The sequence below is a fragment of the Streptomyces sp. NPDC006691 genome (assembly GCF_042869955.1).
In the GTDB taxonomy this organism is placed as follows: Bacteria; Actinomycetota; Actinomycetes; order Streptomycetales; family Streptomycetaceae; genus Streptomyces.
This window is the reverse complement of the sequence record NZ_JBIAGW010000009.1, coordinates 202,666-222,301: the sequence shown is the minus strand read 5'-3', so window position 1 is coordinate 222,301 and position 19,636 is coordinate 202,666. Positions and strand designations below refer to the sequence as shown.

At 70.7% G+C, this 19,636-nt stretch carries 14 protein-coding genes; 11 read left to right on the top strand and 3 right to left on the bottom strand.

From position 1 onward, the window contains the following. Positions 1-9: 9 nt before the first annotated feature. From ACFYNP_RS21550 to ACFYNP_RS21530, 5 genes are all read left to right on the top strand, one after another. On the top strand, positions 10-525 hold the full coding sequence (locus ACFYNP_RS21550; RefSeq protein ID WP_388420043.1) for a DUF1453 domain-containing protein: 516 nt from the start codon (positions 10-12) through the stop codon (positions 523-525). Further along, positions 522-1,712 carry a sensor histidine kinase gene (locus ACFYNP_RS21545; RefSeq protein WP_388787292.1) on the top strand — a complete coding sequence of 397 codons (1,191 nt, stop codon included), beginning with the start codon at positions 522-524 and terminating at the stop codon, positions 1,710-1,712. The genes ACFYNP_RS21550 and ACFYNP_RS21545 overlap by 4 nt, the downstream gene beginning before the upstream one ends. After that, positions 1,709-2,413, top strand: coding sequence for a response regulator (locus tag ACFYNP_RS21540; protein WP_388787289.1), 705 nt, complete (start codon positions 1,709-1,711; stop codon positions 2,411-2,413). Before ACFYNP_RS21545 ends, ACFYNP_RS21540 begins: the two co-directional genes overlap by 4 nt. Positions 2,414-2,528: 115 nt before the next feature. Then, positions 2,529-3,239, top strand: coding sequence for a DUF485 domain-containing protein (locus ACFYNP_RS21535; RefSeq protein WP_388787286.1), 711 nt, complete (start codon positions 2,529-2,531; stop codon positions 3,237-3,239). After that, a complete protein-coding gene (locus tag ACFYNP_RS21530) occupies positions 3,239-4,834 on the top strand; it encodes a cation acetate symporter (protein WP_388787394.1) in 1,596 nt (531 codons plus the stop codon). Before ACFYNP_RS21535 ends, ACFYNP_RS21530 begins: the two co-directional genes overlap by 1 nt. Before the next feature lie 1,047 nt (positions 4,835-5,881). Here ACFYNP_RS21530 and ACFYNP_RS21525 read toward each other — a convergent pair. Next, positions 5,882-6,562 carry a response regulator gene (locus tag ACFYNP_RS21525; RefSeq protein ID WP_388417345.1) on the bottom strand — a complete coding sequence of 227 codons (681 nt, stop codon included), beginning with the start codon at positions 6,560-6,562 and terminating at the stop codon, positions 5,882-5,884. Between the two features lie 164 nt (positions 6,563-6,726). Here ACFYNP_RS21525 and ACFYNP_RS21520 point away from each other — a divergent pair, with 164 nt between their 5' ends. The 3 genes from ACFYNP_RS21520 to ACFYNP_RS21510 all read left to right on the top strand — a co-directional run bounded on the left by ACFYNP_RS21520 (position 6,727) and on the right by ACFYNP_RS21510 (position 9,582). Continuing rightward, on the top strand, positions 6,727-7,542 hold the full coding sequence (locus ACFYNP_RS21520) for an ABC transporter ATP-binding protein (RefSeq protein ID WP_388787284.1): 816 nt from the start codon (positions 6,727-6,729) through the stop codon (positions 7,540-7,542). Then, the gene (locus tag ACFYNP_RS21515; RefSeq protein ID WP_388787281.1) at positions 7,532-8,392 is read left to right on the top strand and encodes an ABC transporter permease; all 861 of its coding nucleotides are present in this window, start codon (positions 7,532-7,534) and stop codon (positions 8,390-8,392) included. Before ACFYNP_RS21520 ends, ACFYNP_RS21515 begins: the two co-directional genes overlap by 11 nt. Before the next feature lie 143 nt (positions 8,393-8,535). Further along, complete coding sequence (locus tag ACFYNP_RS21510; RefSeq protein WP_388787392.1) at positions 8,536-9,582, top strand: ABC transporter substrate-binding protein; 1,047 nt, start codon at positions 8,536-8,538, stop codon at positions 9,580-9,582. Between the two features lie 136 nt (positions 9,583-9,718). Here the strand turns inward: ACFYNP_RS21510 and ACFYNP_RS21505 are convergent, their stop codons facing one another. After that, positions 9,719-10,396: a response regulator gene (locus ACFYNP_RS21505; RefSeq protein WP_388417755.1), complete on the bottom strand. Its 678-nt coding sequence runs from the start codon at positions 10,394-10,396 to the stop codon at positions 9,719-9,721. Positions 10,397-10,407: 11 nt separating this feature from the next. After that, positions 10,408-12,213 (bottom strand): ATP-binding protein, encoded by a 1,806-nt coding sequence (locus tag ACFYNP_RS21500; protein WP_388787278.1) that lies wholly within the window; start codon positions 12,211-12,213, stop codon positions 10,408-10,410. A 344-nt stretch (positions 12,214-12,557) separates the two neighbouring features. Between ACFYNP_RS21500 and ACFYNP_RS21495 the strand changes: the two genes are divergently transcribed. The 3 genes from ACFYNP_RS21495 (at position 12,558) to ACFYNP_RS21485 (ending at position 19,612) form a co-directional block, all read left to right on the top strand. Then, a complete protein-coding gene (locus ACFYNP_RS21495; protein WP_388787275.1) occupies positions 12,558-16,832 on the top strand; it encodes a discoidin domain-containing protein in 4,275 nt (1,424 codons plus the stop codon). Positions 16,833-16,967: 135 nt separating this feature from the next. Next, entirely contained in the window at positions 16,968-17,975 is a 1,008-nt protein-coding gene (locus ACFYNP_RS21490; protein ID WP_100575894.1) for a LacI family DNA-binding transcriptional regulator, read from the top strand. A 212-nt stretch (positions 17,976-18,187) separates the two neighbouring features. After that, complete coding sequence (locus ACFYNP_RS21485; protein ID WP_388787271.1) at positions 18,188-19,612, top strand: extracellular solute-binding protein; 1,425 nt, start codon at positions 18,188-18,190, stop codon at positions 19,610-19,612. The last annotated feature ends 24 nt before the right edge of the window (positions 19,613-19,636 follow it).

The window sequence follows — 19,636 nt, the reverse complement described above, 5'->3', positions numbered from 1 at the left end:
GAGGCTTCGATGTCCGCGCTCAACGTGCTGGTGGCAGTCGCGGTGGTGGCGCTGATCCTGGTCCGCCAGGTGAAGCCGCAGCAGCTGGGAGGCTCCGGCCGCAAGTGGTGGCTGGTGCCCGCGCTGCTGGCGTTCTTCGCCGTGAAGGACGGCGGTCTCATCGACCACCAGCACCAGGCCGGATCCGTGACCCTGCTCGGCGCCGAGCTCGTGACCGGTGTGCTCATGGGCGTCGGCTGGGCCTGGACGTCGCGGATCTGGACCGAGCCCGACGGCACGGTGTGGTCCCGCGGCACCAAGGCCACCGCCGGGATCTGGGTCCTCGGCATAGCCCTGCGCGTCGGGCTCGCCGCCCTCGGCGCCCTGGCCGGGATCCACATGGGTACCGGCGCCATCCTGCTGGCGCTCGCCGCCTCCCTGCTCGTCCGCGGAGGCATCCTGATGTGGCGGGCCCAGCCGGCCCTCGCGTCGTACGGTGCTGCTGCCGCAAGCCCCGCCCCGCAGGTGTGGAAGGACCGCGTGTGACCCTGGAGACCTGGCGCAGCTGGCCTTCGCGGGAAGCACTCGCCCGCGAAGGCCTCACCCGTGCCAGACGCAATCTCGCCCGGGCCATCCGGGCCGTGGTGTTCACCGCCCTGCTGTGGTCCACGCTCACCAACGAGCGGGCGCCGGGGGACTGGGCGTGGGTGGGCGGCATCGCGCTGGTGCTCGGCAGCGCCCTGCTGGGCCGCGCGTTCTTCCGCTTCACCTACGACCACCGGCTCTGGCCCTCCCTGGCCTCGCTGCTGCTGGTGCTGGGCGCCGCGGCCGGGGCCAGGGCGGGGGGCTGGCCGGTGCTCGCCCTGGTCATCTTCTGCGGCTGCGCGGTGCTCGCCCTGGAACGGCTCCCGTTGGGAGCGGCCGTGCCCTGCACCGCGGTGGCCCTGGCGGCGTACTCCCTTGTCAACAACGACAATTGGCTGACCACCGTGGTGACCGTAACCGGGCTTGGGCTCGCCGGATACGTGCTGCGGCTCGACGCGGAGGCCCGCGGCAGCGCCCAGCGGCTCCTCGCTCAGGAGCGGGCCGCGCGGGCCGCCGAGGCCGAGTCCGCCGCGCTCGACGAGCGGGCCAGGATCGCCCGCGAGATCCATGACGTACTGGCCCACAGCCTCTCGGCCCAGCTGGTGCACCTGGAGGCGGCACGGCTGCTGATCGAGCGGGAGCCGCCGGGGGAGTTCCGGGAGAAGATCCTGGAACGGGTGGTCGCCGCCCGGGGCATGGCGCGCGAGGGGCTCGCCGAGACGCGTCAGGCGTTGTCCGCGCTGCGCGGTGAGATGACCCCGGTGGAGGACTTCCTGCACACGCTGATCGAGGGAGCGGGCGTCGGCTCCGGCTTCGCTGCGGGCACCGGCGTCGAGGTCGCGGGCGAACGCAGGGCGCTGCCCGCGGAGGCATCCCAGGCCGTGCGCCGGGTGGCGCAGGAGGCCCTGACCAATGTGCGCAAGCACGCGCCGGGTGCGGCCGTCGCCGTGCGGCTCCAGTACCTGCCCGACGAAGTCGCCCTGGAAGTACGGGACTCGGGCGGGCGCAACCGGGCGGGGGAGCTCGCTGTCAGTGGCGGCGGCTACGGTCTTCTGGGGATGAGGGAGCGTGCCGAACTGCTCGGCGGCACCCTGGAGGCCGGGCCGGAGGAGGAGGGCTTCGTGGTGAGACTGAGGGTGCCCGCATGAGCGGGGACGGGCCCGGTGCGGAGGCGCGGGGGACGATCAAGGTGGTCGTGGCCGACGACCAGTCCGTGGTGCGCGAGGGCATCGTGATGCTGCTGGGGCTGCTCCCCGGCATCAAGGTCATCGGCTCGGCGCGGGACGGCGAGGAGGCGATCGCCCTCACCGGCCGACTGGCGCCGGACATCGTCCTGATGGACCTGCGCATGCCGCGCTGCGACGGCGTCGAGGCGACCCGTCGCATCCGCGCCGAGTACCCCGGCACGGAGGTGGTGATCCTCACGACGTACGCGGACGACGACTCGCTCTTCCCGGCCCTGCAAGCCGGCGCGCGAGGCTATCTGACCAAGGACGCCGGGGGAGACGAGATCGTCAAGTCGATACAGGACGTGCTGGCCGGGCAGGCGGGCCTCGCCCCCTCCGTCCAGCGCCGCCTCCTGGAACGGGTGACGGCGCCACCGCCCGCACCCGTCGCACCGGCGGAGCTGCCCGACGGGCTCACCGCCCGCGAGGGCGAGGTGCTCGGGCTCGTCGCGGAAGGGATGTCCAACTCCGAGATCTCCCACGCCCTGCACATCTCGACGGCCACGGTGAAGACGCACATCAACAACATCTTCGGAAAGACGGGCATGCGCGACCGGGCCCAGGCCGTGCGGTACGCCTATCGGCAGGGTCTCTCCCGGCCGCCCGGCGGTTCCCACTCCTGAGGCATCTTCATCACCTGATGGGGTGACGTGGGAGGCCTAGCGGGGTCTGAGCCCTCCGGCACCCCCCATCCTTGGCACGCGGCCGAACGCGGCCGTGGGCAAGGAGAGTTGTTCGGTGGAGAAGCAGGAGGGGCGTGATCCCGCGGCGGCGCGGATCGACGACCCCTGGTACGACGCCCTGGCCTCGGGCTGGGGCGAACTGGACGGCGGGTCGGCGCCCGCGACGGTGCCCGCCCAACAGGGCACCGACGCGGGCGAACGCCTCAGCCCGGCGGAGATCTATCTCGAAGTGCACCGCAGCGCGGCCTTCCAGGAGGTGCGACGCCGCTACCGCCGCTTCGTCGTCCCGGCGGGCATCGCCTTCTTCGCCTGGTACCTCGCCTACGTGATCACCGCCGTGAGCGCCCCCGGCTTCATGGCCCGTCCGGTGGCCGGTGCGGTGAACGTGGCGATGGTCGCCGGACTGGCCCAGTTCCTGTCCACCTTCCTGCTGACCTGGGCGTACGCCCGCCACGCACGGCTGCGCCGGGACCGTGCCGCGTTGGAGCTGCGCTGGGTGGTGTTCGAGCAGAACCAGCAGAACCTGAACCAGCAGAACGTGAACCACCAGCACCAGCAGAGCGGGAACCAGCAGGCGCAGAGCCGGCAGCTGCGGAGCCGGCAGGACCCGCCCCCGGCGAACGAGAACGGGCGCACGGCCCCGCCCACTCCCGGTGTCAACGGCAGCCTGCCGGGCCAGGGCGACCAGCACGGCCGACGGGCCGAACCAGGGCGCGGGGCCCGGCGGAACGACGGACAGGGAACGACCCGGGGAGCCCACACGTGATCGTCGGCGGGGATCATCAGACTCTGGCGCTGCTGCTGTTCAGCGCGTTCGTGGCGGCCACGCTCGCCATCACCACCTGGGTGAGCCGCAACCGGCACGGCTCCGCCGAGGAGTTCTACACCGGCGGCCGACTCTTCTCCCCCCTGGAGAATGGTTTTGCCATCGCGGGCGACTACATGTCGGCCGCCTCCTTCCTCGGCATCTCCGGGCTGATCGCTCTGTTCGGCTACGACGGGATGCTGTATTCGGTCGGCTTCCTCGTCGCCTGGCTCGTGGTGCTGTTCCTGGTCGCCGAACTGGTCCGCAACTGCGGCAAGTTCACGCTCGCCGACGTGGTCGCGGCCCGGATGAGCGAGCGCCCGGTGCGGATCGCGGCGGGAACTTCCTCGGTCACCGTGTCCGTTCTCTATCTGGTGGCGCAGATGGTCGGCGCGGGCAGCCTGGTCGCCCTGCTGCTCGGCGGCACCAGCGACGCCGCGCGGAACTGGACGGTCATCGGGGTCGGCGCCCTGATGGTGGTCTATGTGTCGCTCGGCGGGATGCGGGCCACCACCTGGATCCAGATCGTGAAGGCCGTCCTGCTCATGGCCGGCACGATCACCCTCACTGTCCTTGTGCTGCTGCGCTTCCACGGCAACATCAACGCACTGCTCGACTCGGCGGCCGACCACAGCGGCCACGGAGCGGAGTTCCTCGCCCCCGGCCTCAAGTACGGCGGGGACTGGACGGCGCGGTTCGACTTCATCAGCCTGGGCCTGGCCCTGGTTCTGGGTACGGCCGGGCTGCCGCACATCCTGTCGCGCTTCTACACCGTGCCGACGGCGCGGGCGGCCCGCCGTTCGGTCGTCTGGTCCATCGGACTCATCGGCGGCTTCTACCTGATGACGATCGTGCTCGGCTTCGGCGCGGCCGCGCTGGTCGGCTCGGCCCAGGTCAAGGCGTCAAACCCGGCCGGGAACACGGCTGTTGCGCTGCTCGCCTACGACCTTGGGGGCGGTGCGGGGTCCACCGGAGGGACGGTCCTCTTCGCCGTGGTCGCCGCCGTCGCCTTCGCGACCATCCTCGCCGTGGTCGCGGGCATCACCCTGGCGTCCTCGGCGTCCGTCGCCCATGACCTGTACGCCTCGCTCCGGCGGCGGCACGCGAAGCAGCGCAGCGAGGTGGCGGTGGCGCGGGTCGCGTCGGTGGGGATCGGGGCGGTGGCCATCTGCCTCGGCCTGCTCGCCCGGGATCTCAATGTGGCGTTCCTGGTGGGCCTGGCCTTCGCGGTGGCCGCCTCGGCGAACCTGCCGGTGCTGCTGTACTCGTTGTTCTGGCGGAACTTCACCACGCGGGGGGCCGTGTGGTCCGTGTACGGGGGGCTGGTTCCGGCGCTCGTTCTGGTGCTGGTCTCGCCGGTCGTCTCGGGCAGCCCCGAATCGCTGTTCCCCGGCGTGGACTTCCAGTTCTTCCCCCTGCAGAACCCGGGGCTGGTCTCCATTCCTCTGGGCTTCCTTGCCGGTTGGCTCGGCACGGTGACCTCTCGGGAGGTGCCGGATGAGGCGCGGCATGCGGAGACGGAGGTGCGGGCCCTGACGGGGGCGGGGGCTGCCTAGGCCCCCTGCCCCTCGACCCCCTGGGCTCCGCCCCGGACCCCGGGGGGTTTGCCCACCCGCCCGCCCGTTGCTCGGGGTTGGTTGGTTCCGGCCCCTGGGGGCTCCGCCCCCAGACCCCCGCAAGGGGCTGCGCCCCCTGCACCCCCGGTTCGGGGCTCCGCCCCGGACCCCGTATCGCGCCTGAACGGCGCTCGTCCTCAAACGCCGGACGGGCTGAAGATGCCCCGCGCCAGGCCCGCACTCGATGAGCCAGCCGGGCTGTGGATGCCCCGTGCGGGGTCCGCTCTCGATGAGCCAGCCGGCCCGAGGACGCCGTGAAGCGGGGCCGCACTTGATGAGTCGGCCGGCCCGAGGACGCCCCGTGCCGGACCCGCACTCGATGAGCCAGCCGGGCCGAGGACGCCGTGAAGCGGGGCCGCACCGATCAGCCAGGCCGGGCCGAGGAGGCCGATGCCCCGAGGCGGGCCCGCACCCATCAGCGAGCCGGGATGAAGGTGCCCGATACGAGCCAGCACCGGGGGCCGGCCGGGGGCCTTTTAGGGGCGCGGGGAACTGCGCGACCAGCCACGCACGACCCGCAGCCGAGATCGCACCCAGTAGCCCCACCCAGCAATCGCACCGAGCAAACCCACCCAGCAATCGCACCAGCAACTCCGCCAAGCACTTTCACACCCCCGGAGGGTTGCGGGAAGGGGCGGGGTGGGGCGGGGAAAAGGCCTGAACGGGCGCCGGCAACCGCGCAAAAAACGGGCACGGTCCGCACCAGCAAAGGAGGTTGGGGCCGCGCCCAAGCCGGAGCCCGCAAGGGCCGCGCCCAAGCCGCAGCCCGCAGGGTCATGGGGCCGCCGCCGAGTCGGGGCGGGCCCGCAAGGGTCGCGCCCACGCCGTAGCCCACGAGCGTTGCGGCCGCGCCCAAGCCGCAGCCCGCAGGGTCATGGGGCCGCCCCCGAGCCGGAGCCGGAGCCCGCAAGGGTCACGCTGAGCCGGAGCCCGCAAGCGTTGGGGCCGCGCCCGAGCCGGGAATCGGAGGGGGCGGGGGGCAGGGGATCATGCCGGCCAGGCGTAGCGGTGTTCGGGGCGGCCCGTTTCGCCGTAGCGCAGGGTCAGGGACAGGCGGCCGGACTGTTCGAGGAGGCGCAGATAGCGCTGGGCCGTCGAGCGGCTCAGGCCGGTTCGGTCGGCCACCTCGTGGGCGGAGAGCGGGTGGTCCGCGGAGTGCAGCACCTCGCGGATCAGCTCGGCCGTCGGCACCGAGTGACGGCTGGGCAGCCCGGTGCGCAGGGCCGCGAAGATCCGGTCCACCTGATCCTGGTCCTGGGCCGCGAGCGGGTCGCCGATGCCGGCCGCCCGGTCCACCGTGCGGCGCAGCGTCGCATACGAGTCGAGCTTGGCCCGCAGCCCGGCGAAGGTGAACGGCTTGACCAGGTAGTGCAGGGCGCCGTGGCGCATCGCGGCCTGGACGGTCGCCACATCGCTCGCCGATGTCACCATGATCACGTCGCTGCGATGGCCCCGCTCCCGCATCCGGCGGACCAGACTGAGCCCCGTCTCGTCGGGCAGGAAGTGGTCGAGCAGGACGAGATCGATCCGGTGGCGTTCCAGCGCGGCCAGTGCCTGGGCGGCGCTGTGCGCACGCGCCACCACGCGGAACCCGGGAACCTTCCCGACGTACGCCGCGTTGATCTCGGCGACACGGAAGTCGTCGTCCACGACCAGGACGTCGATCAAGACGCTCTCCTCACTCCCCCCGCCGGCGAGGGCGGCTGCTCCCGGGCGGGCCCCCGCAGTTGTATCGCGCGCAAAACGAGCACAACAGGGGTCAGTGCGCAGAAGTGTGTCCAGCGCGCACAAGGCTGACGCCCCGGTGCGGGCCGCACCTACGGTCCCGCTCCATGAGCATTGACACGAGCCCAGCGATCGAGCTGAGGGGCGCGGGCAAGGCGTTCCGTACGCCGTCCGGGGCGCTGCACACCGCTGTACGGAACCTCGATCTGACCGTCGGGCAGGGCGAGTTCGTGGCCGTCGTCGGCCCGACCGGCTGCGGGAAGTCCACCACGCTGACCCTGGTGAGCGGCCTGGAGGAGCCCACCGAGGGCGAGGTCCTCGTCGCCGGGGAGCCGGTCGAGGGCATCGGCGACAAGGTCGGTTTCGTCTTCCAGCAGGATGCCGTCTTCCCCTGGCGCACGGTGCTGTCCAACGTCATGGCGGGCCCGCGCTTTCGTGGCGTACCGAAGGCCGAGGCTAAGGAGGCGGCGCGTGCCTGGCTGTCCAGGGTCGGCCTCTCGGCCTTCGAGGACCGCTATCCGCACCAGCTCTCCGGCGGTCAGCGCAAGCGCGTCGCCCTCGCCGCGACCTTCGTCAACGATCCCCGGATCCTGCTGATGGACGAGCCGTTCTCGGCGCTCGACGTGCAGACCAGGGCCCTGATGTCGGACGAGCTCCTGGACCTGTGGTCCGGCACCGGGGCGTCCGTCGTGTTCGTCACGCACGACCTGGAGGAGTCCATCGCGCTCGCCGACCGGGTCGTCGTGATGACGGCGGGGCCCGCCACCGTGAAGCGGATCTTCGACATCGACCTGCCGCGCCCGCGCAAGGTCGAATCGGTCCGCCTGGAGCCCCGGTTCATCGAGATCTACCGGGAGATATGGGAATCCCTCGGCGAAGAGGTCCGCATCACCCGGGAGCGGGGTGCCGTCGATGTCGCCTGACACCGTCGCCGCCGTCGAGGCCAAGGCCGGGACCCGCACCCGGGAGCGCGCCCGGGCCGCCCGCAACCGCCGGTATCTCGTGCAGGGCAGCCGGGTGCTGCTGCTCGTCCTGGTCGTCGCGCTCTGGGAGGTCCTGGCCCGCGCCGGGGCCATCGACCCGTTCAACTTCTCCATGCCGTCCGCGATTTGGGACCAGATCCGGGAGTGGGCCGTGCACGGCACGGCGCAGGGACCCCTGTGGGAACAGATCTGGTACACGCTCTACGAGGCGCTGCTCGGCTGGATCCTGGGAGTGACGGCGGGGGTCGTCCTCGGCATCACGCTGGGCCGCATCCGTTTCCTGGCCGATGTCCTCGGCCCGTACATCAAGGTGCTCAACGCGATTCCGCGGATCGTCCTCGCGCCCGTCTTCCTGATCTGGTTCGGGCTCGGGCCGGCCTCGAAGATCGCCTCCGCCGTCGTCCTCGTCTTCTTCCCGGTCTTCTTCAACGCCTTCCAGGGGGCGCGCGAGGTGGACCGGAACCTGGTGGACAACGCCCGTGTTTTGGGCGCGAGCAACCGCCGGGTCACGCTCCAGGTGGTCGTCCCGTCGGCGACCTCCTGGATCTTCACCAGCCTCCACGTCAGCTTCGGCTTCGCGCTGATCGGCGCGATCGTCGGCGAGTACATCGGTGCGACCAGGGGCCTGGGTCTTCTGGTGGCGGCCTCCCAGGGGACGTTCAACGCGGCCGGGGTGTACGCGGCGATGGCCATCCTCGCGGTGGTCGCGCTCTGCACCGAGGGGCTGCTCACCTTCGCCGAACGGCGGCTGTTCCGCTGGCGCCCCGCCGAGCCGGGCGCCGAGCGCTGACCCGGCCCCATCGCCGTTCTCCGTACGCCACCCACGATCACAGGGACGTGATGATCATGGCAAGCAACTCCGCCACACCCCAGCAGGCCGCCAACTCTCCCGCACGTCGAACCCGTTCACGACAAACCGGAGCCGTGCACCGTCTGCGCGACGCGCCGTCGGCCGCCTTGACCACCGGGCTCTGTGCCGCCCTCCTGATCACGCTCTCCGGATGCGGCGGCAACTCCGCGTCGGACGCCAAGAGCGCGTCCGGCGAGGCCACGGTCAAGGTGATGGTCGGCGGCCTCGACAAAGTCATCTACCTGCCCGCGATGCTGACCCAGCGGCTCGGCTACTTCAAGGCCGAGGGCCTGAACGTGGAACTGCTCACCGAACCGGCCGGCGTGCAGGCCGAGACGGCGCTGATCTCGGGCGACGTACAGGGCGCCGTCGGCTTCTACGACCACACGCTCGATCTCCAGGTCAAGGGCAAGAAGGTGGAGTCGGTGGTGCAGTTCTCGCACGCCCCCGGCGAGGTGGAGGTCGTCTCCAGTCGGGCCGCGGGCAGCATCGCGTCGCCCAAGGACTTCAAGGGCCGGAAACTCGGGGTCACCGGGCTCGGTTCCTCGACGGACTTCCTCACCAAGTACCTCGCCGTGCGGGACGGGGTGAAGACGAGCGAGTTCACCCCGGTCGCCGTGGGGGCGGGGCAGACGTTCATCGCCGCGCTCAAGCAGGGTTCCATCCAGGGCGGCATGACGACCGACCCCACGGTCGCCACCCTCGTGGACCAGAAGCTGGGCAAGGTCCTGATCGACATGCGGACACCCGAGGGTTCGCAGGCGGCCCTCGGCGGCCCGTACCCCTCCTCCAGCCTGTACATGAACGCCGACTGGGTCGACAGCCACAAGCAGACGGTCCAGAAGTTGGTCAACGCCCTGGTCAAGACGTTGCGCTGGATGTCCGCGCACACTCCGCAGGAGATCGCGGCGGAGATGCCCGCCGACTACGCGCAGGGCGGCAAGGAGCTCTACGCCCAGTCGATCAAGAGCACCCTGCCGATGTTCACGAAGGACGGCGTCATGCCCGAGAACGGCCCGGAGACGGTCGAGAAGGTGCTCAAAGCGTTCAATCCCAACCTCAAGTCCGCCAAGGTCGATCTGTCCAAGACCTTCACGACGGAATTCGTGAAGAAGGTCCCACAAGGCTGAGCCCGCCCGTCTGCCCGTCCGCCCGTCCGCCCGTCCGGCCCGTCCGCCCGTCCGCCCCGTCGGCCCGGCAGACATCGTGGACCCTGCCGGCCCAGTGGCCCCATGGCCCCGCAAGCCCCACGACCCCCGCGCGTCTCTAGAGCGACGCCGCCCACGCGTAGCGGTGTTCCGGCCGGCCCGTCTCGCCGTAGCGCAGTCCCAGGCGGACGCGGCCGGCCCGCTCCAGGAGTTTCAGATAGCGCTGGGCGGTCTGCCGGCTCACCCCCGCGCGCTCGGCGATCTCCTGCGCCGAGAGCGGTCCTTCGGCTTCTTTGAGGACGCGGCGCACAAGGCCGGCCGTGGTGGGGGAGTGGCCCTTGGGGAGGTCGGGTTCGGCGGGCACGGACAGGGCGCCGAAGATGCGGTCCACCTCCGCCTGTTCGGCCTCGCCGCCGCCGTCCAGGGTGCGGCGCAGCATCGCGTACGCCTCCAACTTCGCGCGCAGCCCGGCGAAGTTGAAGGGCTTCACCAGGTACTGGAGTGCGCCCTGGCGCATCGCCGCCTGCACGGTGGCGATGTCCCGGGCCGCCGTCACCATGATCACGTCGGTCTGGTGGCCGAGGCTGCGCAGCTCCCGTACGAAGGCCAGGCCGTTCTCGTCGGGCAGATAGTGGTCGAGGAGGACCAGGTCCACCGGGTGCTCGGCGATCCGGGCGAGCGCCTCCGCGGCCGAATGCGCCAGGGCGACCACCCGGAATCCGGGAACTTTCCTGGTGTACGCGGCATTGATGTCGGCGACGCGGGGGTCGTCGTCCACGACCAGTACGTCGATCAACGCGTGCTCGGTCAACGGCTCTCCTCGGCGATCGTGTCCCGGTCCCGGTCCCGGTCCCGGTCCCGGTCCCGGTCCCGGTCCCGGCCCGGTGCGTCGCCCGGCATGCCGCCGGGCCCATCGCCCGCCACGCCGCCCGAAGCCTCGCCCAGCGGGTTGCCCGAAGCCTCGCCCGACACCTCGCCCAACGCCTCGCCCAGCGCCTCGCCCAGCGCGTCCGGCAGCACCACGGTGAACTCCGCGCCGCCCTCGGGGCTCGTCCCGAGCCGGGCGCTGCCGCCCATCCGCTCGGCGAAGCGGCCGACCAGGGCGAGGCCCAGGCCGCGCCGGCCGTGCGCGGGCGGCTCTTTCGTCGTCCATCCCTCGGTGAAGACCAGCTCGCGCAGGGCCGCGGGAACGCCGGGGCCGTTGTCGCGGACCCGCAGGACGACCGTGCGTCCGTGTGTGTTCAGCTCGACCTCGACCGCGGCGCCGGGCATCCCCGCCGTGGCGTCGAGCGCGTTGTCGACGAGGTTTCCGGTGACCGTGACCAGGCCGCGCGGATCGACGAGCCGGTCGGGCAGACCGGTGGCCGGGGACAGGCTCAGGGCGACCCCGCGCTCGGCCGCGACGGTCGCCTTGCCGACAAGGACCGCGGCGAGCAGCGGGTCCCTGACCTTCTCGGTGACCTGCTCGGCCGTCGCCCGGTGCACCCCGACGACCTCGGCGATGAACTCGACGGCCTCGTCGTACAGCTCCAGTTCGAGCAGCCCGAGCAGGGTGTGCAGCCGGTTGGCGTGCTCGTGGTCCTGGGCGCGCAGCGCGTCGATGAGGCCGCGCGTCGAGTCCAACTCCCGTCCCAGGCGCTCCAGTTCGGTACGGTCGCGCAGAGTGGCGACGGCGCCCCCGTCCTCGGTCGGCATCCGGTTGGCGACGAGCACGCGGTGGCCGCGCACGGTCAGCAGGTCGGTGCCCTCGACCCGGCCCGCCAGCACATCGGTCGTGCGGCCCGCCCCGAGCACCTCCTCCAGGGCCCGTCCCCGCGCCTCGGGACCGACGCCGAGCAGGCGCATCGCCTCGTCGTTGAGCAGCCTGACCCGGCCGTCGCGGTCGAGTGCCACCACGCCCTCGCGGATGGAGTGCAGCATCGCCTCGCGCTCCGCGAGCAGCCCCGAGATATCGGAGAACGCCAGGTCACGGGTCTGCTTGTGGATGCGCCGCGCGATCAGATAGGCGGCGAGGGCGCCCACCGCGAGCGCGCCGCCCGCGTACGCGAGCAGGCCCGGGATCGCGTGCAGGAGCCTGGCCCGGACGCTGTCGTACGCGATGCCCACCGAGACGGCGCCCACGATCGTGCCGTCGGCCCGGCGCAGCGGGACCTTGCCGCGGGCCGAGCGGCCCAGGGTGCCGCTGTCGATCTCCTTCACATCGCGCCCGGCCAGCACGTCGGCCGGGTCGGTGGAGACCTTCCGGCCGAGTTCGGCGAGGTCGGGGTGGGACCAGCGCACTCCGTGGGTGTCCATGACGACCACGTACTCGGCGTCGGTCGCCGACCGGATGCGTTCCGCCTCGCGCTGCACCGGACCGGTGGGGGAGGGCTGTGAGGTGAGGAGGTCTTCGGTGATCTGCGGCTGGGCGGCGGTGGCCGCCGCGATGGCGAAGGCGCGCTGCATGGCCTGGTCGTCGAGCTGGGCGCTGAGCGGGGCGAGGAACAGCCCGGTCGCGAGGACGGCGACCCCGGCGGCGACGGCCAGCTGCATCAGCAGCACCTGTGAGAACACCCGCCGGGGCCAGCCGAGGCGCAGCCGGCGCGCGGCGGTCCTGGGCGGTGGGGCGGTCATGGACAGGCACGTTAGACGGCCCCGGTCGCATCCCGAAATCCCCGGAGGCGCACCGGTCCCGGCCCACGAAAATCGCTTGCGTTGTTTGCGGATATCTTGCGGCCGCCTGTCGTCGTGCGGGGAAAACCGCAGCATGCGCGATGACAGGGAGGAAAGCGATCGTTCCGGTTCCCGGAGCGGCCAGGGGCCGGGATATTCCGGGGTGGTTGCGGGGATGGACGCGCTAACACATCTCTGCAACTCTCTCACCGCTCAGCGCAAATTATGGAGTTCTTCCATGCAGAAACCCTAGTCGTGCAGATCGGGGACACATGAGAACGCACCGTTGGAGAGGGCGAACCCGGATGAGGGTGCTCGCCGGGACACTCGTCACCAGCCTGTTCATGATCGGTTGGCCCGCGTTCACCGCCTCGGCGGCCGGCGGCCCGGACCTGGCCGCCGGAAAGCCCGCCGCGGCCTCCGGCGCGAACGGCGCCTATGGCGCCAAGAACGTCACCGACGGGGACCAGTCCACCTACTGGGAGAGCGCCGGAAGTTCCTTCCCGCAGTGGGTCCAGGCCGACCTCGGCGGCACGAACAGCATCGACGAGGTCGTCCTGAAGCTCCCCGCCGGCTGGGGCGACCGCAAGGAGACCCTGTCCGTGCAGGGCAGCGCGGACGGCACCAGCTTCGCCACCCTGGTGGGCTCCACCGCGTACAGCTTCACGCAGGCCTCGGCGAACACGGTGAAGATAGGCTTCGCCGCCGCGCAGACCCGCTTCGTGCGCATCGACATCACGGCGAACACCGGCTGGCAGGCGGCCCAGCTCTCCGCCCTCGAAGTGCACGCGGCCGCCGGGTCGGGCAGCACCAACCTCGCCCTCGGCAAGACGCTCACCGCGAGCAGCAGCACCCAGAACTACACGGCGGCCAACGCCAACGACGGCAACAAGGCGAGCTACTGGGAGAGCACCAACAACGCCTTCCCGCAGTGGATCCAGGCCGACCTCGGCGCGACCGTGCCGGTCGACAAGGCGGTGCTCAAGCTGCCGGACGGCTGGGGCGCGCGCACCCAGACCCTCAAGCTCCAGGGCAGCGTCAACGGCACCGACTTCACGGACCTGACCGCTTCGCAGGGGTACGACTTCAATCCCGGCAACGGCCTCACCGTGCCCATCGCGTTCAACGCGGTCACCACGCGCTACGTCCGCGTCCTGATCACCGCCAACACCGCCCAGCCCGGCGGCCAGCTCTCCGAGCTGGAGATATACGGGCCCGCGAACGGTGACACCCAGCCGCCGGCCGCGCCCAAGAACCTGGCCTACACCGAGCCCGGCACCGGGCAGATCAAGCTGACCTGGGACGCGGCCACCGACAACACCGCCGTCACCGGCTACGACATCTACGTCAACGGCGAGCTGCGCACCAGCGTGGCCGGCAACGTCACCACGTACACCGACAGCCAGCCCGCGAGCGCCACGGTCGCCTACTACGTGCGGGCCAAGGACGCGGCGGGCAACCAGTCCGCGAACAGCAACACCGTGACCCGCAAGGGGAGTTCGGGCGACACCCAGGCCCCGACCGCGCCCGGCTCGCTCGCCTACGCCGAGCCGGCCGCCGGGCAGATCAAACTCACCTGGACGGCCTCCAGCGACAACGTGGGGGTCAGCGGGTACGACATCTACGCCAACAACCAGCTGCTCAAGAGCGTGGCGGGCGATGTCACCACGTACACCGACAGCCAGCCGGTCACGGTGACCGTCTCCTACTACGTGCGGGCCAAGGACGCGGCCGGCAACCAGTCGCCGAACAGCAACACCGTGACGCGCAACGGGACGTCGAGCGGTGACGGGTCCAACCTGGCGGTGGGCAAGCCGATCACGGCCTCCTCGTCCACCTTCACGTTCGTCGCCGAGAACGCCGACGACAACAGCACGGCGACGTACTGGGAGAGCGCGGCGGGCGGCTATCCGAGCACCCTCACCGTCAAGCTCGGCGCCAACGCGGACACCAACACGGTGGTCCTGAAGCTCAACCCGGACAGCAGCTGGGGCAGGCGCACCCAGAACATCGAGGTGCTCGGGCGGGAACAGAGCGCGTCCGGCTACACCTCCCTGGTCGCGGCCAAGGACTACACCTTCGACCCGACGAGCGGGAACACGGTGGCCATCCCGGTCACGGCGCGCGTCGCCGACGTCCAGCTCAAGTTCACCTCCAACACCGGGGCGACGGGCGGACAGATCGCCGAGTTCCAGGTCGTCGGAGTGCCCTCGCCCAACCCGGACCTGGAGGTCACCGCGCTGACGGCGGCTCCCTCCGCGCCGGTCGAGTCGGACGCCGTGACGCTGTCGGCGACCGTCCACAACAAGGGGACCAGCGCCTCGCCCGCCACCACCGTCGCCTTCCAGCTCGGCGGCTCCAAGGCGGCCACCGCGAACGTCGGCGCGCTCGCGGCCGGTGCCTCGCAGACGGTGAACGCCTCGATCGGCACCCACGACGCGGGAACTTATCCGCTGAGCGCGGTCGTTGATCCGGACAACACCGTCATCGAACAGAACGACACCAACAACAGCTTCACGGGCAGCCCCCTGGTCATCAAGCCGGTCGACTCCTCCGACCTGATCGCCTCAGGGGTCAACTGGACACCGAGCGCCCCCTCGGCCGGCCAGGCCGTCACCTTCTCCGTGACGCTGAAGAACCAGGGCACGATCGCCTCGGCCGGCGGCGACCACGCCATCACGCTCACCCTGCTCGACGACAAGGGCGCCACGGTGAAGACCCTCACCGGCGCGTACACCGGGACGCTGGCGCCCGGGGCCACCGCCGCCCCGGTGAGCCTCGGCAGCTGGACGGCCGCCAACGGCAAGTACACGGTCAAGGTGGTGATCGCGGACGACGCCAACGAACTGCCGGTCAAGCGTGCCAACAACACCGGCCAGCAGGCGTTCTTCGTCGGGCGCGGCGCCAACATGCCGTACGACACCTATGAGGCGGAGGACGGGGTGACGGGCGGCGGCGCCCAGGTCGTCGGGCCCAACCGCACCATCGGCGACCTCGCGGGCGAGGCGTCGGGCCGCAGGGCCGTCACGCTCAACTCCACCGGAAACTATGTGCAGTTCACGACCAGGGCCGACGCCAACAGCCTGGTGACGCGCTTCTCCGTCCCCGACTCGGCGGGCGGCGGCGGCACCAGCGCCAACCTGGACATCTACGTCGACGGCGTCTTCCGCAAGGCCATCGACCTGAGCTCGAAGTACATGTGGCAGTACGGGGCCGAGGCGAGCCCCAACAACTCGCCGGGCTCCGGCGGCCCGCGCCACATCTACGACGAGGCCAACGTCCTGCTCGGCGACACCGTGAAGGCGGGCAGCACCATCCGCCTCCAGAAGGACGCCGCCAACACCTCCACGTACGCGATCGACTTCATCAACCTGGAGCAGGTCACCCAGGTTCCCAACCCCGACCCGGCGGCCTATGCGGTACCGGCGGGCACCGCGCAGCAGGACGTGCAGAGCGCCTTGGACAAGGTGCGGATGGACACCACGGGCAAGCTCGTCGGCGTCTATCTGCCGCCCGGCACCTATGCCACCAGCAACAAGTTCCAGGTCTACGGCAAGGCCGTGAAGCTGGTCGGCGCCGGCCCCTGGTTCACCCGCTTCGCCACCCCGCCCGACCAGGAGAACACCGACGCCGGCTTCGACGTCCAGTCCTCCGCCAACGGCTCCTCCTTCACCGGGTTCGGCTTCTTCGGCAACTACACCTCGCGCAACGACGGCCCCGGCAAGGTCTTCAACTGGTCCAACGTCGCCAACATGACGATCGACAACGTGTGGGTCGAGCACATGATGTGCCTGTACTGGGGCACCAACACCGACCACATCACCATCAAGAACACCCGGGTCCGCGACCTGTACGCGGACGGGATCAACCTCACCAACGGCAGCAGCGACAACACCATCAGCAATGTCGAGGCCCGCTCCACCGGTGACGACAGCTTCGCGCTCTTCCCCGCCACCGACATCAACAACGCGGACGAGACCGGCAACGTCTTCGAGAACCTCAGCGCCCTGCTCACCTGGCGGGCCGCCGGTTTCGCCGTCTACGGAGGCACCGCCAACACCTTCCGGAACCTGTATGCGGCCGACATGCTGACGTATCCCGGACTGACCATCGGCACGCTGAAGTTCGGCTCCATCCCCGCCCTCGGCTTCGGAACGGATCCGACCGTCTTCCAGGGCATATCGCTGGTGCGCTCCGGCGGCCACTTCTGGGGCGCGCAGGCGTTCGGCGCGCTGTGGATGTACTCGGCCGAGTACGTGTTCCAGGGCATCCGCATCACCGACCTGGACATCACCGACCCGACGTACTCGGGAATCATGTTCCAGACGAAGTACAACGGCAGCACGCCGCTGTATCCCGTCAAGGACAGCGTGCTCACCAATGTCAGCATCAGCGGGGCGAAGAAGAGCGGGGACGCCTTCGACGCCAAGTCCGGCATCGGCATCTGGGCCAATGAGCTGCCCGAGCCGGGGCAGGGCCCCGCCGTCGGCGAGGTCACGTTCAACAACCTCAAGCTGAGCGGCAACGCGCAGGACATCAGGAACACCACATCCACCTTCAAGATCAACACCAACCCGTAACGGAGGCCGCCACGGCAGGCCGCCCCGGGCTCCCGGGGCGGCCTGCCGCCTGCCCGCCGACGGCTCCGCGCCCGGGTGCGCATCGGTCCGACATCAACGCAAACAGCTTGCATGGCTTGCGCTAGTCTTGCGCTCATGACGCGACGACTTGCTCAGGTGGCGAAGAAGGTTGGAGTCAGCGAGGCCACGGTCAGCCGGGTACTCAACGGCAAACCGGGAGTCTCCGAATCCACCCGGCAGGCCGTGCTCACGGCGCTCGACGTACTCGGCTACGAGCGCCCCACCCAGCTGCGCGGCGAACGCGCGCGCCTGGTCGGCCTGGTCCTGCCCGAGCTCCAGAACCCCATCTTCCCGGCGTTCGCCGAAGTCATCGGGGGAGCCCTTGCCCAGCAGGGCCTGACCCCGGTCCTGTGCACCCAGACCAAGGGCGGTGTCTCGGAGGCGGATTACGTGGACCTGCTCCTCCAGCAGCAGGTCTCCGGCGTCGTCTTCGCGGGCGGCCTCTTCGCGCAGATGGAGGCCCCGCACGGGCACTATCAGCAGCTCGCCGACCGCAAGGTGCCCGTCGTGCTCATCAACGCGGCCATCGAGCACCTCGACTTCCCGGTCGTCGCCTGCGACGACGCGGTGGCGATGGAACAGGCCTGGCGCCACCTCGCCTCCCTCGGCCACCAGCGCATCGGGCTGGTGCTCGGCCCGCCCGACCACGTCCCCTCGCGCCGCAAGCTGGACGCGGCCCGCGCGCTCGCCGCGACGGCGGGAACCGACTTCGCGGAGGACCGCGTCGAGCGTGCGATGTTCTCGCTGGAGGGCGGCCAGGCCGCGACCTCCCGGCTCCTGGAGCGCGGGGTGACGGGCATCATCTGCGCCAGCGACCCGCTCGCCCTCGGCGCCGTACGGGCGGCCCGCCGGCGCGGTCTCGACGTACCCCGGGACGTCTCCGTGGTGGGCTACGACGACTCCGCGTTCATGAACTGCACCGAGCCCCCGCTGACCACCGTGCGCCAGCCCATCGAGGCGATGGGCCGGGCCGCCGTCGAGTTGCTCTCCGCGCAGATCCAGGGCGGTGTGGTGCCCCCCGGCGAGCTCCTCTTCGAGCCCGAACTGGTGGTGCGCGGCTCGACCGCGCAGGTGCCGCGCTGACCGTTTGCGGGTAACTGTCATCCAGCGCGCCGGGCGATGTCGCCGGGCGCGCTGTTGCATGCGCCCCGCGCGTCCCTTGCGTACAACGGCCTGTCGAAGTTTTACGAAATTGGCGCGAGATATTGCGCTGTTGTGGCGCCGGTGGTTGAGTGTGCCGCGCCCCGCTGCCGTCAGCGACGGGCCTTCCACGCTCCTCCCGAAGGGGTCCTCCGATGAGACGCACCTCGTTCAGCCCCGCACGACAGATACGCCGCGGCGCCGTCGGCGCCCTGGCCGGCGCCCTCGCCCTCACCGCCCTCGCCGCCTGCGGAACCAGCAGCAGCGACAGCGGCAACGGCGACAGCAAGCCCGGCACCGGATCGAGTGACCCCGTGGCCCCGCTCGACCCGAAGACCACGGTGGACCTCACCATCGACTGCATGCCGCCGGCCGCGAAGGCCGCCGAGCTCAAGGAGTGGAAGCAGGACGTCGCGACGTTCAACAAGACGTACCCGAACGTCAAGATCATCGGTAAGTCGACGCCCGGGCAGTGCGAGGAGCCCCCGCGCTTCACCGCCGCCCTGAAGGCGAAGTCCCAACCCGACGTCTTCTACTCGTACTTCACCGACCTCCAGCAGGTCCTGGACAACAACGGTGCCGCCGACATCTCGGCCTACGTCACCGACAAGTCCGTCCCCGCCCTGAACAGCATCGACCCGGCCGTGATGGGGGTGTACAAGAAGGACGGCAAGATGTACGGCCTGCCCACCAGCAATTACCAGATGGGCATCATGATCAACCGGAAGCTGTTCCAGCAGGCCGGGCTCGACCCCGACAAGCCGCCCACCACCTGGGACGAGGTCCGCACCGACTCGCAGGCGATCGCCAAGCTCGGGAACGGCGTCTACGGCTACGGCGAGTACAGCGCCGAGAACACCGGCGGCTGGCACTTCACGGCCGCCATGTACAGCCTCGGCGGGGACGTGGTCGGCAGCGACGGCAAGGCCGCCTTCAACAACGCCACCGGCAAGCAGGTCCTCCAGCAGCTGCACGACATGCGCTGGACCGATCAGAGCATGAGCAAGACCCAGCTCCTGAAGTGGGGCGACCTCCAGAAGCAGATCACCGCCGACAAGCTCGGCATGTTCCTCGCCGCACCCGACGACATCGCGTACATGGTCCAGCAACTCGGCGCCAAGTACGAGAACTTCGGCATGGGCCCGATCCCCGGCGGCAAGGCCACGCTCACCGGCGGCAACGGCTACATGATCAAGCAGGGCAGCTCGCCCGACAAGATCAAGGCCGCGATCGCCTGGCTCAACTTCAAGAACCTCAGCCCCGGCAAGGGCCAGTTCGAGTGGGCCCGCACCAAGGCCGACCAGCTGCCCGTCGGGGTGCCGCAGCCCAACTTCTTCACCGGTGACGTCAAGGCCGCCGACCTCAAGTCGCGCACCGACAACGCCACCATGCCGGTCGCCAACTTCGCGCCCTACCTCGCCGACCCGATCCCGGGCAAGGCCGAGCCGCCGAAGGCGCAGGAGGTCTACAAGGTCCTCGACAACGCGATGTCCGCGGTGCTCACCAACAAGGACGCCGACATCGCGAAGCTGCTCTCGACCGCCCAGACGCAGGTCGACCAGGTCCTGGCGAACCAGTAGCGCGCACGGCGGCAGGGGCCGGAG

Excerpts from the sequence above, each read along its gene's own strand:
- ACFYNP_RS21550 (WP_388420043.1), top strand. The coding sequence starts at position 10 with ATGTCCGCGCTCAACGTGCTGGTGGCAGTCGCGGTGGTGGCGCTGATC.
- ACFYNP_RS21540 (WP_388787289.1), top strand. The coding sequence starts at position 1,709 with ATGAGCGGGGACGGGCCCGGTGCGGAGGCGCGGGGGACGATCAAGGTG.
- ACFYNP_RS21520 (WP_388787284.1), top strand. The coding sequence starts at position 6,727 with ATGAGCATTGACACGAGCCCAGCGATCGAGCTGAGGGGCGCGGGCAAG.
- ACFYNP_RS21515 (WP_388787281.1), top strand. The coding sequence starts at position 7,532 with ATGTCGCCTGACACCGTCGCCGCCGTCGAGGCCAAGGCCGGGACCCGC.
- ACFYNP_RS21500 (WP_388787278.1), bottom strand. The coding sequence starts at position 12,213 with ATGACCGCCCCACCGCCCAGGACCGCCGCGCGCCGGCTGCGCCTCGGC.
- ACFYNP_RS21495 (WP_388787275.1), top strand. The coding sequence starts at position 12,558 with ATGAGGGTGCTCGCCGGGACACTCGTCACCAGCCTGTTCATGATCGGT.
- ACFYNP_RS21490 (WP_100575894.1), top strand. The coding sequence starts at position 16,968 with ATGACGCGACGACTTGCTCAGGTGGCGAAGAAGGTTGGAGTCAGCGAG.
- ACFYNP_RS21485 (WP_388787271.1), top strand. The coding sequence starts at position 18,188 with ATGAGACGCACCTCGTTCAGCCCCGCACGACAGATACGCCGCGGCGCC.